The sequence below is a fragment of the Microbacterium sp. R86528 genome (assembly GCF_044596335.1).
Classification (GTDB): domain Bacteria; phylum Actinomycetota; class Actinomycetes; order Actinomycetales; family Microbacteriaceae; genus Microbacterium; species Microbacterium marmarense.
The window spans coordinates 408633-420977 of the sequence record NZ_CP138996.1; the positions used below are offsets into that span (position 1 = coordinate 408633).

Below are 12345 nucleotides of genomic sequence, written 5' to 3' on the forward strand. Positions count from 1 at the left end.
CCGACGGCAACCGTACAAGCCTACGTGAAACCTTTGGCGCGGTCCGCTGGTCGGCGCGGGGTGTCAGGATGGTGTGGTGACTTCGCACCAGCAAGACGAATCAGCCTCACCAGCAGCGCACACCACCACCGTGCCCTATGCCTCCGCCGCGGCCTCCACCGGCCCCGCACACGTTGAGGTGCCGGTGGCCTACGACGGCATTCTGCTCGCTGGTTTCGGTGGGCCCGAAGGTCAAGACGACGTGATCCCGTTCCTGCGAAATGTCACGCGTGGTCGCGGAATCCCCGACGAGCGACTCGAAGAAGTAGCTCATCACTACCGACACTTTGGCGGCATCAGCCCCATCAATGCCCAGAACCGTGCGCTGAAGAGTGCGCTCGAAGCTGAGCTCCGGCGTCGCGAGATCGAGTTGCCCGTCTATTGGGGCAATCGCAACTGGGCGCCCTACCTTCACGACGCGGTCAGAGAAGCTGATGCCGCAGAAGACCGGAAGCTGCTCGCGCTCGCGACCAGCGCATACTCCTCGTTCTCGAGTTGCCGCCAATACCGGGAGGACTTCGCTCGGGTGCTTGACGAGACCGGGCTGGCATCGACTATGACGATCGACAAGGTGCGTCAGTTCTTTGATCACCCCGGGTTCGTGCAGCCGTTCATTGACGGCGTGCGCGATGCGGTGGCGTCTTTCGTCGACGACGGTGTCGAGCCCGCAGCCATCAGGGTGCTGTTCTCTACGCACAGCATCCCCACCGCAGACGCGGATCGCTCCGGGCCGCGCGACATCGACTTCGGTGAGGGGGGCGCCTATGCGGCGCAGCACCTTGCGGTGGCTGAGACCGTGATGGCGGCGGTCACGGCGGATTTTCCTGCCGCTGCCGGTGTCGGTTGGGAGCTTGTGTACCAGTCGCGCTCCGGCCCGCCCACACAGCCGTGGCTGGAGCCCGACGTCAACGACGTGATCGCGGATCTCCCGAACAGAGGCGTCGCCGCAGTCGCCATCGTTCCGCTCGGGTTTATGAGCGATCACATGGAGGTGCTGTGGGATCTCGATACCGAGGCGACCGAGGCTGCGGCTGCCGCCGGGCTCAAATCCGTGCGCACACCGACGCCGGGGATCGACCCCGTGTTTGTCAGCGGGCTGGTCGACCTCGTGGAGGAACGTCTCAGGGGAACCGCCGCTCGAGACCGCCCCCACGCGACGAATCTTGGTCCGTGGTTCGATGTGTGTCGTCCGGCGTGCTGCGAGAACGTTCGTGCCGGCTTCAAGCCCGCTGCCGCGGGGATTGCCCCCTGACAACGCACTGATTCGCTCACTTTTCTCTAGGATTACGTTCATGCGCATTCACCTCGCGACCGATCACGCCGGCCTCGAATTCTCCACCCAGCTCCAGCACCACCTGGCGGCTGGCGGGCACGAGGTCGTGGATCATGGCCCCGTTGAGTATGACCCTCTCGACGACTACCCCTCGTTCTGCATCAGGGCGGCCCAGTGCGTGGTCGCTGACCAGTCTGCCGGCATCGAGGCGCTGGGAGTCGTGTTCGGCGGCTCGGGCAACGGCGAGCAGATGGCCGCGAACAAGGTGCGAGGAGTTCGCGCCGCGCTGGTGTGGAGCCTTGCCACGGCAGAGCTTGCACGGGAGCACAATGACGCCAATGTGATTGCGATTGGCGCACGACAGCATACCTTCGAGCAGGTCGCGCAGTTCATCGACCGCTTCGTCAACACTCCGTTCTCGGGCGAACAACGCCACGCGCGCCGTATTGCACAGCTTGCCGCGTTCGAAACCGATGGTTCGTTGCAACCGGATCCGCGCGAAGCCGATTCCTTCGATCCCGAAGCAGGCTGAGCCCCCATGCCCGAAGGGCACTCGGTTCATCGCATCGCCCGTCAGTTCGACCGCAACTTCGTAGGGCACCGACTCAGCGCGGTGAGCCCCCAAGGGCGATTCGCTGAAGGTGCCGCCTTGATCGACGGCTGCACCGCGACGTCCGTGCGTGCGGTCGGCAAACAGATGTTTCTCGAGTTCGATGAAACCTTCTGGCTCCGCGTTCACCTCGGGATGTACGGCGCGTGGGACTTTGCCGGTGAGATCCTCACCGACCCTACGATCGCTTCTGCGAACGGTCGGATGGGGCAGACAAACCAGCGGGGGACCGAGGTTGCGGAGACGATCATGGACGCGGCGGGCGAGAACTCGTTGTCTTCCATCGGAGCGCCTCGGCGTGCTCGCGTTCGCGTGCGCATGTCGGAACAGACGAAGGGACTGGCAGACGAAGAAAGCGAGCAGTGGCCGCCGCCACCCGTCGGACAGGTTCGGCTGCGCCTCTTGACCGACCGCACCTGCGCAGATCTTCGCGGTCCGACTGCGTGCGCTATCCAGACCCCCGATGAGGTCGCCACGGTGATCGACAAACTCGGGCCTGACCCACTCGTCGATGATGTGGCCGAGGGCGAAGATCGCTTCACCCAGGTTGTGTTGCGCAAGCCCACTCCCATTGGCCTGCTGCTGATGGATCAGTCGGTTATCAGCGGTATCGGCAATGTGTATCGCGCTGAACTGTTGTTTCGCGCGCAACAGAACCCACATACCCCCGGCCGTGAGGTGCGCGACGACGTCGTGCGCGGGATCTGGCGCGACTGGGTACGGATGCTTGCCGTAGGTGTAGAGACGGGCCAGATGATGACCATGGACGACCTGGATCCGGATTCCTATCGCCGCGCTATGGCGAGCAGAGATGACAGGCACTGGGTCTACCACCGCGCCGGGTTGCCTTGTCGTGTGTGTGGGACGGCCATCGTGATGGAGCAAACGGCGGGCCGCAAGCTCTACTGGTGCCCGCGCTGCCAAGCCTGACGCCAAGCTTAGGGTGGGCATGCGGCACAACCAGAGGCATGCGATGTTGCCCGCCGTACGTCGATTTGCGTCTCGCATGCCGAGCGAAACGCGATCTTGAAATGCGAAAGAGTGCACGATGAGTCTGGGTAAGAGCGAGCACGTGTCGGTGATCGCGAACGCGCGCCTCAGCGGCGCGGAGCGGGTCGACCCCTTCGGCAGCGAGCTGGTCGACGTTCACATTGCACACGGGTTCATCGTCGATATCGCACCGGCCGGCGCCATAGCTCGCAGAGGCGGGGTGCTCGACGCTCAGGGAGCGTGGTTGATTCCCGGCTTGTGGGATCACCACGTTCACGTCATGCAGTGGGCGCTCGAATCCACGCGTCTGCCGTTGGGACATGCCACTTCGGCGGCCCAAGCAGCAGAGATCATGAGCACAGCACCCATTCGAGACGACGGCCGACGTGTCGGCAGTGGCTTTCGTGATGCCTTCTGGCCCGACGAACCAAGCCTTGAGACGCTCGACGCCGTGACCGGAATGGTGCCGACGTATCTCATCAATGCCGACGTGCACAGTGTGTGGCTGAACTGGGCTGCGTGGCGCCGAGAGGGCTTTGAGCCTGACGAATCAGGGATGCTGCGAGAAGAGCCAGCTTTCGAGATTTCACGGCGATTGAATGCTGTCCCCGCCGACGTGAGCGACCCGCTGGTGTCACGAATGGCCGCAGAGGCGGCATCGAAAGGCGTTGTTGGCCTCGTCGATCTCGATATGGCGTGGAACGAAGAAGCTTGGGCGCGGCGGATGGCCAGGGGTTTCGACACCTTGCGCGTGGAGTTTGGAATCTATCCGCACGACCTTGATCGAGCCATCTCGGAGGGGCTGCAGACGGGCGACGACGCCCGAGGATCGAACTCTCATCTCGCACGGGTCGGTCCGATGAAAGTGATCACAGATGGTTCGCTCGGCACTCGTACTGCGGCGTGTTCACACGCGTACCCAGACGATGAGCACAATCACGGCCTGCTCACTATCGATCCCGAGACACTCGTGGATCTGATGACCCGAGCGACGGTTTCGGGCCTCGCCTGCGCTATTCATGCCATCGGCGATGTGGCGAACTCTCACGCCCTCGATGCATTCGCGACCACCGGCGCGTGGGGAACAATCGAACACGCGCAGTTGGTCTCTCACGCTGATATTCCACGCTTTGCAAGGCTGGGTATCGGCGCCAGCGTGCAACCCGAGCACGCTATCGATGACCGCGATCTCGCCGACACCATCTGGCAGACGCAAACGGCGCAACCGTATCCGCTGCGGGCGCTGGCTGACGGGGGCGTCAACCTGCTCTTCGGTTCGGACGCCCCAGTGTCACCGTTGGATCCGTGGGCGGGGATCGCCGCCGCCGTCTTCCGTACTCGAGATGGCCGCCCTGCGTGGCAGGATCACCAGCGGGTAAACGTGCGAACAGCCCTCGGCGCGTCCACCCACGGCGGCTCCGCCAGCGTCGCCCGGATCGAGCCCGGCGCGGTCGCCGATCTCGTACTGTGTGCACACGATCCGTCGACTGCAGACGAGACTGGACTGCGCTCGATGAAAGTGCTCGCGACGATGCTCGAGGGTCGGCTCACCCACCGCGGCTAGAAAGCGGTGCGGCAACGCAAAACGGCCTCCGACTCGTGAGTCGAAGGCCGTTCTGCGTGCGTGGTGTTGCTATGCCGCGACGTGCGCGAAGAGGAACCAACGGTCTTTCTCGAGCGACTGCATGATGCTGATGGCGACGTCCTGGCTCGTCAGATCGAACTCGTCCAGTCCGTCGACGGCTGCCTTCACATCTGCGATCACAGCGTCCATGTCGGAGATCACCGAGCGAACCGTGTCATCCCACTGCGAGAACCCGGCCGCTACAGCGGTCTTAGAGGCTTTGTCAGCGACTGTAGAAACGCGCGCGTCTACGGGAAGGCCAAGCGCGACGATCCGTTCGGCGGCAGTATCTGCGCCGTTCTGCGCGTTGCCGACAATTGTGTCGAGAAGCTCGTGGATTGCGATGAAGTTCGCGCCGCGAACATTCCAGTGCGCCTGCTTTCCGTTTACGGCGAGCGACTGCAGGCCGATGACGACAGGAGTGAGGAATTGGGCTGCTGCTGCAGCGGTGTTGGGGTCTGCGGCTGTGGCTGCGGTAGTTTGCGTCTTGCTCATGTTGAGCGCCTCCATCTCAGATCAAAGGGCCCCGGTTGGGGCGGATCTGTCTCGTCTCGTGTAACGCTACTCAGCCCTGGAAATTCCGCAAGCAAGACAAGGCTCGGCTAACCAGAACGTGCCGCGACGCTAGTCGCTACCTGGAATGGTTGCTCCACCGACTAACGTCGAGGCGTGCCTTCCGCTGATCACGAGCTTGGGTCCGCGCGCGCGGTGTCAACCTCACCCGAACACCAAACCGCGACGACCTTCCTGCCGCATGTGCAGGGACTTCGTGCGATCGCCGTTCTCTGCGTCGTGCTGTACCACTTTTGGCCTGGCCGTCTCACAGGCGGCTACGTCGGCGTCGACATCTTCTTCGTCATCTCGGGGTTCTTGATCACGGCGCATCTGATGCGCGAATTGACCGCAACGGGCACGGTTCGCCTTGGGCAGTTCTGGGCCCGCCGGGCCCGTCGGCTGTTGCCAGCATCACTTCTCGTGCTGCTCTTCTCAGCGCTCGTCGCCATGTCTCCGTACCTCACGCCTACCTCGGCCTTGCCGAACGAAGTGCGCGAGATTCTAGCGTCGACGTTTTATGTCGAGAACTGGTACTTGGCGATCAATTCGGCTGACTATCTGAATCATTCCGGTGATCCCACGACCGTGCAGCACTATTGGTCACTGTCACTCGAAGAGCAGTTCTACGTGATGTGGCCGCTGCTCATGCTTCTCGCGGCGTGGATCGGCGTCAAATGGTTTTCGGGCGCGCGCCGAAAGGCGGTCATCGTCACACTCGCTGTGATCTCGCTGGCGTCATTCGTCTTCTGCGTTGTGTTCACGCTGACCGACCCGGCGCCAGCGTATTTCGTGACATTCGGCCGGATGTGGCAGTTCGGCGTGGGTGCGATGATCGCGCTGGTACCGTGGTTGCGTGTGAAGCACGCGCTGGCGAGCTTTGTTCTCGGTTGGGCAGGATTGGTCGCGATTCTCTACGCAGCGGTGCAGTTCGATGGCCAGACACCGTTCCCGGGGTATATGGCGGCAATACCTACTCTGGGCGCGGCTGCGGTGATTGCAGCGTCAAACACTGAGCGCTGGTGGTACCCCACACGAGTGCTCGCGATTCGCCCGGCCCAGTTCATCGGCGATATCTCGTACTCGCTGTATCTCTGGCACTGGCCATTGATCATCATCGCGCCTTCGGTACCGTTTTGGGGACTCACGATCTACCACCGGCTCGCCCTGCTCGTGCTCTGCTTCGTGCTTGCGTGGCTGACGAAGCGGTTCGTGGAAGACCCCGCGCGTCGCTGGAAGGTTCTGACCTCGCGGCCTCCGCGCGTGACGCTGTTCTCCTCGCTCGGAGCGATGTTGCTCGTCGCCGTCGTTGCTGTTGCCGCGTGGGGTGTGAACGCTCCGGCTTATGCAGCTGGCGTACGCGGGCTAGAAGAACTCCGTGACGATCCGCCCACTTGTTTTGGCGCAGCGGTGGTACTCGATGAAGCGTGTGGTGACGTTGATTTCGGTGACGCCGTGTTGCCAGCACCGGGCTTTGCGGGCGTGGACAGGCCGGCCGACGAGCAGTGCTTTGTGCAGTTGACCGATTCGCGCCCCGTGTCATGCACGTTCGGCTCTGATGATCCTGAGGCACCGCGCGTAGCGCTGGTGGGCGATAGCCACGCATACCAGCTGCTCTCGACTTTTCAGCAGCTCGCCGAGGCCAACGGCTGGCAACTGGTGACGTGGTTCAAGGGCGCATGCCCGTGGAACACCACGCCCCTTTCCACACCGGGCGCATTCGGCGAAGCCTGCACGCAATGGCGCGACGAGGTGCGCGCCGCGATCACCGATGCAGACCTCGACGCAGTGTTCACCGCGGCGATAGCGACAACCCCCTATTCCGCTCAGGGGTTTGATTCTTCATACGATGCCGCAGTTTCTGGCTACCAAGAAGCATGGTCCGAAGTGCTCGATGAGGGCATCCCGGTCATCACGGTCGTCGACAACCCAGTGTGGGAAACCGACCCGAACAAGTGTTTGAGAACGAGGGATGCTGCGACCTGCGTCGGTGCACGAGATGACGTGTTGGTTCAAGACGACCCCCTGCGCGGCGCGGCGGGAGGAATTGAAGGGGTCACCCTGCTCGACTTCACCGATGTCTTTTGCGGTCCCGAGGTGTGCAGCACCGTTGTGGGCGGGGCGAATATCTACCGCGATCAAGATCATTTGACGGTCACCTTCGCCGATTCCCTTGCGCCCTGGTACGAACAATCAGTAGCCGACGCGCTAGCTGCGCGCTAGCGGTCACGCCCCGTATTGTCAGTGGCATGACTCTTGCTGCCGGTGCCACGATCCTCTCTGTCGGAGGCCATGCGCCTGACATTCATGCCGAAGCGTTCATTGCCGCCGGCGCCCGTCTCATCGGGGCTGTCACTCTAGGTGAAGGCGCAAGTGTTTGGTACAACGCTGTGTTGCGTGCTGACAGCGACTCCATCACGATCGGGGCCGGTAGCAACCTGCAAGACAACGTTTCTGTGCACGTAGACCGCGGCTCGCCGCTGTTTATCGGAGAAGACGTCTCGGTCGGGCACAACGCGGTTGTGCACGGCTGCACTATTGGTGACGGTTCGTTGATCGGTATGGGAAGCGTGGTGCTCACTGGCGCTGTGATCGGGGCGGGAAGCCTGGTGGCGGCCGGTGCTGTCGTGCTCGAGGGCACTGTGGTGCCGCCCGGGTCACTGGTTGCAGGCGTTCCCGCCAAGGTGCGTCGCGAGCTGTCGCTTGAAGAGCGTGACGGAATTCTTCGAAACGCCCAGAACTACCGCGAGCACCTCGCGGCACATGAGCAAGCGGTTGCGCTCTAGTCGACCTCGCCGGTCGGATGATTCGCACCCCGGTGCACCTCATACAACCGCACGTGTCCGGGCCAGGCGGGGTCATTGAGGATCGGCTTGTCATCCATGAAGAGCTTGATGACGTGTGCGAGCTGCCCTGGGTGACTGAAGTTGATGGCGTGTGCGGCACCCTCGAGCAGCACCACGAGCACATGGCTGTCGACTTGGCTGGCGACTTCATCGATTCGATGTGCGTGGGGGAGTAGGGGGTCGTGTTCGCCGAGCACGACCAGTGTGGGGATGCGCAGTTCAAGGAGTCGCTGGAGCGACGGGTACTGCGTGAGGGCCTTGAACAGGCGCACTGTGCTCGGCACTCCGAAACGCAGATAGTCCGGCACGGCGACTGTCGCCATACGCGTGGGCTCTCGGACGGCATCTTTTGACAATTGCCCGATGGCGCGCCGCAATGGCTGGTTGAACGCGCCGCCAGCTGGCGACACAAGAACAGCGCGATCGATTCTGTCGGGATAGTGGTGCGCGAACTCGATGATGACCGGACATCCCATTGAGTTTCCGACCAGAGTGGCTTTGTCTACTCCTCGATCGTCGAGGAATGAAGCCGTGGCATGAGCAAGTTCTGGAATATCGAGCATTCCCTTTTTGCGTCCGCTTCGTCCGAAACCGGGCAGGTCAGGCACATAGGTATGAAAATCGTCCGCCAGAATCTCGGCCGTGGGCAGCAGATAGCGCCCCGACAGCCCGAACCCGTGAATATGAGCCATCACGCGGCTATCCGCAGGCACCACGGGGGACTCGCGGTAGAACACATCGACGTCGTCGACGTGTGTCCATTTCTCCGCAAGTCGGGAGGCGGGCTTCCTGGGGAGCTTGCGAGCGGGCGCGGCCCCGATCGGGCCATTCGTCGAGGTCATGTCGCGATCCTTTGGCAGGAGATGTACGGCCAGTGCGGCGTGCTCACATCATTTCACTGCAACTCATGCAAGTCATCGCCGATATCGGGTGATTCGTCGACTGCGATGGCAAGACGCGGAACCTGACCGGCGCAGCCAGCGGTAGAACAGAAGCCGTTGCGACAGTCAGACAAAAAACCCCCGGCATGACCGGGGGTTTTTCTTTGGAGGGGCTGACGAGAATCGAACTCGCATCATCTGTTTGGAAGACAGAGGCTTTACCACTAAGCTACAGCCCCGCATCGGGCGGATGCCGGATGGGTTTCTGCGGGAAAGACATCCCCGCAGCATCCACAATTCTAATCACAACTTGAGCACCTTCGTGACACGTTGTTCTGTCGCGGATCGCGTGCGGAGCAACAGCACAGATGTGTCGGCTAGACTGCACTGGGCCGAAATCGTACACAGCTGTGTGCGCAGCCGCCCGGGGCGTAGCTCAGCTTGGTAGAGCGCCCGCTTTGGGAGCGGGAAGTCGCAGGTTCGAATCCTGTCGCCCCGACAGTATCCAGCGAACAGACCTTCAACCGCCGCGGTATTTTGCGGTCCAAACGAGGAGAACTAATAGGCATGGTGAACAGCACCGTCGAGACGCTCAGCCCCACTCGGGTCAAGCTCCACATCACGGTAAGCCCGGAAGAGCTCAAGCCGAGCATCGCTCACGCATACGAGCACATTGCCAAGGACATCCAGATTCCTGGATTCCGCAAGGGCAAGGTTCCGGCTCCGATCATTGACCAGCGCGTCGGTCGCGTCGCCGTTCTCGAGCACGCTGTCAGCGAAGGCCTCGACAACTACTACCGCGAGGCAGTCACCGCGAACGAGCTGCGCGTCATGGGCCGTCCCAACGCCGAGGTCATCGAATGGCCCGCGGAAAAGGACTTTTCAGGTGACCTCAAGGTCGAAGTAGAAGTCGACGTTCGGCCCGAGTTCGAACTGCCCGCCTTCGAGGGAACCACGATCGAGGTCGACGCCGTAGAGGTCGATGAAGCTGCAATCGACGAGGAGCTCAACACTCTTCGCGCACGCTTCGGCACTCTCGTGCCTGTGGATCGCCCCGCGGCAACCGGCGACTTCGTTGAACTCGACCTCGTCGCTGCAATTGACGGCAACGAGATCGACCGCGCAGAGGGTGTTTCTTACGAACTCGGCTCGGGCGAACTGCTTGAGGGCATCGACGAAGCAATCGAGTCTCTCACCGCTGGTGAAGACACGACGTTCCGTTCGAAGCTCGTTGGCGGCGACCACGCCGGTGAAGAAGCTGAGGTTGCGGTCACCGTCAAGGCAGTCAAGGAGCGGGAGCTTCCTGAAGCCGACGATGACTTCGCGCAGATTGCCAGCGAGTTCGACACCGTCGCAGAACTGCGTGACAGCCTGAGCGAGAAGGTCGGTCAGCAGTCGGTCTTCACCCAGGGCTCTGCAGCACGCGACAAGCTCATCGAGCAGCTTCTTGAGACCGTTGAGATTCCGGTTCCGCAGCAGCTGATCGACGACGAGGTCAACAACCACCTCGAGGGTGAGAATCGCCTCGAAGACGACGAGCACCGCGCCGAGGTCGCTGAGGCGAGCGAGAAGCAGTTCAAGACTCAGATGCTGCTCGACAAGATTGCTGAGAGCGTCAACGTGCAGGTCTCGCAGGACGAACTCACACAGTACCTCGTGCAGTCGTCGGCTCAGTACGGCATGTCGCCGCAGGACTTCGTGAACGCTCTGCAAGAGAACAACCAGCTGCCCGCTATGGTCGGCGAAGTTGCGCGCAACAAGGCGCTTGCTGTCGCTCTGGGCAAGGTCTCGGTTGTCGACACCAACGGCAAAGCAGTCGATCTGACTGGATTCATTGCGGTCGAAGACGAAGAGGCAGCTGAGGAAGACGTAGTTTCCGAGGCTGAAGAGATCGTTGAGGCGGCAGAAGAGGCTGACGCAGTGATCGAGGCTGAGGAGGCGCCGAAGAAGGCTGCCAAGAAGCCCGCTGCGAAAAAGGCACCGGCCAAGAAGCCTGCTGCCGACAAGGAGTAGTCGTTTAGACGACAAAGAGTGAGGGGTGGATGCTGCGGCATCCACCCCTCACTCGTTCATCCGCTCTGCCCAGGGCGAACACGGGCGGGTCACGGCGCTCGCGCCGGTAGATTCGATGTCAAGACCACCGAAACAGGAGTGAATATGCCAGAACCGCTTATGGCGACGAGTGTCTTCGACAGGCTGCTGAAAGATCGCATCATCTGGCTCGGATCTGAAGTGCGTGACGAGAACGCCAATGAGATCTGCGCGAAGATTCTGCTTCTCGCTGCCGAAGACGCTGAGAAGGACATCTACCTCTACATCAACTCGCCAGGCGGTTCTATTACGGCCGGAATGGCGATCTACGACACGATGCAGTTCGTGCCGAACGACATCGTGACCGTGGGTATCGGCATGGCCGCTTCGATGGGCCAGTTACTGCTGACGAGCGGCACCAAGGGCAAGCGATACATCACGCCTAACGCGCGCGTGCTGCTTCACCAGCCACACGGTGGTTTCGGTGGCACCTCGAGCGACATCCAGACGCAGGCCCAGCTCATTCTCTCGATGAAGCGTCGGCTTGCCGAGATCACAGCAGCTCAGACGGGCAAGTCTGTTGAACAGATCAACGCCGACGGCGACCGTGATCGCTGGTTCACCGCAGAAGAAGCTCTTGAATATGGCTTCGTCGATCACATCCGCGCACATCTGAGCGATGTCGTCGGTGGTGGCGGCACGGCCGCTGAAGACGCAAGCTGATCCCGAAGGCGAAAGAGAGAGAACCGCACATGCACACCCCCACCTTCGGAAACGCCGAGCCCCAGGCGCTTCAGTCACCCGGCAGCCGCTACGTCCTTCCGCAGTTCGAAGAGCGCACCGCGTACGGCTATAAGCGCCAGGACCCGTACAACAAGCTGTTCGAGGATCGAATCATCTTCCTTGGCGTGCAGGTTGACGACGCGTCAGCCGACGACGTCATGGCGCAGTTGCTGGTGCTGGAAAGCCAGGACCCCGACCGCGACATCATCATGTACATCAACTCGCCCGGCGGCTCGTTCACCGCGATGACCGCGATCTACGACACGATGCAGTTCGTCGCGCCGCAGATTCAGACCGTGGTACTCGGTCAGGCAGCATCTGCCGCCGCTGTATTGCTGGCGGCCGGAACCCCCGGCAAGCGGCTCGCGTTGCCGAACGCGCGAATCCTGATTCACCAGCCCGCCGTCGGCGAAGCCGGACACGGACAGGCTTCCGACATCGAGATTCAGGCCGCAGAGATCTTGCGCATGCGAACCTGGCTCGAAGAAACCCTTGCTGCGCATTCGGGCAAGAGTCAGGCCGAGGTCAATAAGGACATCGATCGCGACAAGATTCTGTCGGCCGATGAGGCACTCAGCTACGGGCTCATCGACCAGGTGCTGAGCACGCGCAAGCGTGGCCCTGCCGCATTGACCAAGTAGTTCCTTGAACGAAGTGCCCCACCGCCGAAAAGGCGGTGGGGCACTTCGTTGCGCGCACAGCGAACGACAACCATG

The 12345-nt window shown here is 62.0% G+C and carries 11 protein-coding genes and 2 tRNA genes; 10 read left to right on the plus strand and 3 right to left on the minus strand.

The genetic code is table 11. The features are described from left to right. Positions 1 to 130 precede the first annotated feature (130 nt). The 4 genes from SJY18_RS02025 to SJY18_RS02040 all read left to right on the plus strand — a co-directional run bounded on the left by SJY18_RS02025 (position 131) and on the right by SJY18_RS02040 (position 4476). Positions 131 to 1291, plus strand: coding sequence for a ferrochelatase (locus SJY18_RS02025; protein WP_396668868.1), 1161 nt, complete (start codon positions 131 to 133; stop codon positions 1289 to 1291). 40 nt (positions 1292 to 1331) lie between these two features. Further along, positions 1332 to 1844 (plus strand): ribose-5-phosphate isomerase, encoded by a 513-nt coding sequence (locus SJY18_RS02030; RefSeq protein ID WP_396668228.1) that lies wholly within the window; start codon positions 1332 to 1334, stop codon positions 1842 to 1844. Between the two features lie 6 nt (positions 1845 to 1850). Beyond that, positions 1851 to 2852: an Fpg/Nei family DNA glycosylase gene (locus SJY18_RS02035; protein ID WP_396668229.1), complete on the plus strand. Its 1002-nt coding sequence runs from the start codon at positions 1851 to 1853 to the stop codon at positions 2850 to 2852. A 118-nt stretch (positions 2853 to 2970) separates the two neighbouring features. After that, on the plus strand, positions 2971 to 4476 hold the full coding sequence (locus tag SJY18_RS02040) for an amidohydrolase family protein (RefSeq protein WP_396668230.1): 1506 nt from the start codon (positions 2971 to 2973) through the stop codon (positions 4474 to 4476). A 69-nt stretch (positions 4477 to 4545) separates the two neighbouring features. On the opposite strand, the gene SJY18_RS02045 is transcribed toward SJY18_RS02040, so the two are convergent. Further along, positions 4546 to 5031, minus strand: coding sequence for a Dps family protein (locus SJY18_RS02045; RefSeq protein ID WP_396668231.1), 486 nt, complete (start codon positions 5029 to 5031; stop codon positions 4546 to 4548). Positions 5032 to 5205: 174 nt separating this feature from the next. On the opposite strand from SJY18_RS02045, the gene SJY18_RS02050 reads away from it, so the two are divergent. Both SJY18_RS02050 and SJY18_RS02055 read left to right on the plus strand, forming a co-directional pair. Further along, positions 5206 to 7311 carry an acyltransferase family protein gene (locus tag SJY18_RS02050; RefSeq protein ID WP_396668232.1) on the plus strand — a complete coding sequence of 702 codons (2106 nt, stop codon included), beginning with the start codon at positions 5206 to 5208 and terminating at the stop codon, positions 7309 to 7311. A gap of 26 nt (positions 7312 to 7337) precedes the next feature. Then, positions 7338 to 7874 carry a gamma carbonic anhydrase family protein gene (locus SJY18_RS02055; RefSeq protein ID WP_337338050.1) on the plus strand — a complete coding sequence of 179 codons (537 nt, stop codon included), beginning with the start codon at positions 7338 to 7340 and terminating at the stop codon, positions 7872 to 7874. On the opposite strand, the gene SJY18_RS02060 is transcribed toward SJY18_RS02055, so the two are convergent. Next, positions 7871 to 8776, minus strand: coding sequence for an alpha/beta fold hydrolase (locus SJY18_RS02060; RefSeq protein ID WP_337338049.1), 906 nt, complete (start codon positions 8774 to 8776; stop codon positions 7871 to 7873). The genes SJY18_RS02055 and SJY18_RS02060 overlap by 4 nt on opposite strands. 204 nt (positions 8777 to 8980) lie before the next feature. Next, a tRNA-Gly gene (locus SJY18_RS02065) sits at positions 8981 to 9054 on the minus strand. A gap of 186 nt (positions 9055 to 9240) precedes the next feature. Between SJY18_RS02065 and SJY18_RS02070 the strand changes: the two genes are divergently transcribed. From SJY18_RS02070 to SJY18_RS02085, 4 genes are all read left to right on the plus strand, one after another. Then, positions 9241 to 9314: transfer RNA gene (locus SJY18_RS02070), tRNA-Pro, on the plus strand. 68 nt (positions 9315 to 9382) lie between these two features. Continuing rightward, a complete protein-coding gene (gene tig / locus SJY18_RS02075) occupies positions 9383 to 10828 on the plus strand; it encodes a trigger factor (RefSeq protein WP_337338048.1) in 1446 nt (481 codons plus the stop codon). A gap of 144 nt (positions 10829 to 10972) precedes the next feature. Continuing rightward, positions 10973 to 11569: an ATP-dependent Clp protease proteolytic subunit gene (locus tag SJY18_RS02080; protein ID WP_337338047.1), complete on the plus strand. Its 597-nt coding sequence runs from the start codon at positions 10973 to 10975 to the stop codon at positions 11567 to 11569. 29 nt (positions 11570 to 11598) lie between these two features. Further along, positions 11599 to 12270, plus strand: a complete 672-nt coding sequence (locus SJY18_RS02085; RefSeq protein ID WP_337338046.1) for an ATP-dependent Clp protease proteolytic subunit — start codon at positions 11599 to 11601, stop codon at positions 12268 to 12270. Positions 12271 to 12345: the final 75 nt, after the last annotated feature.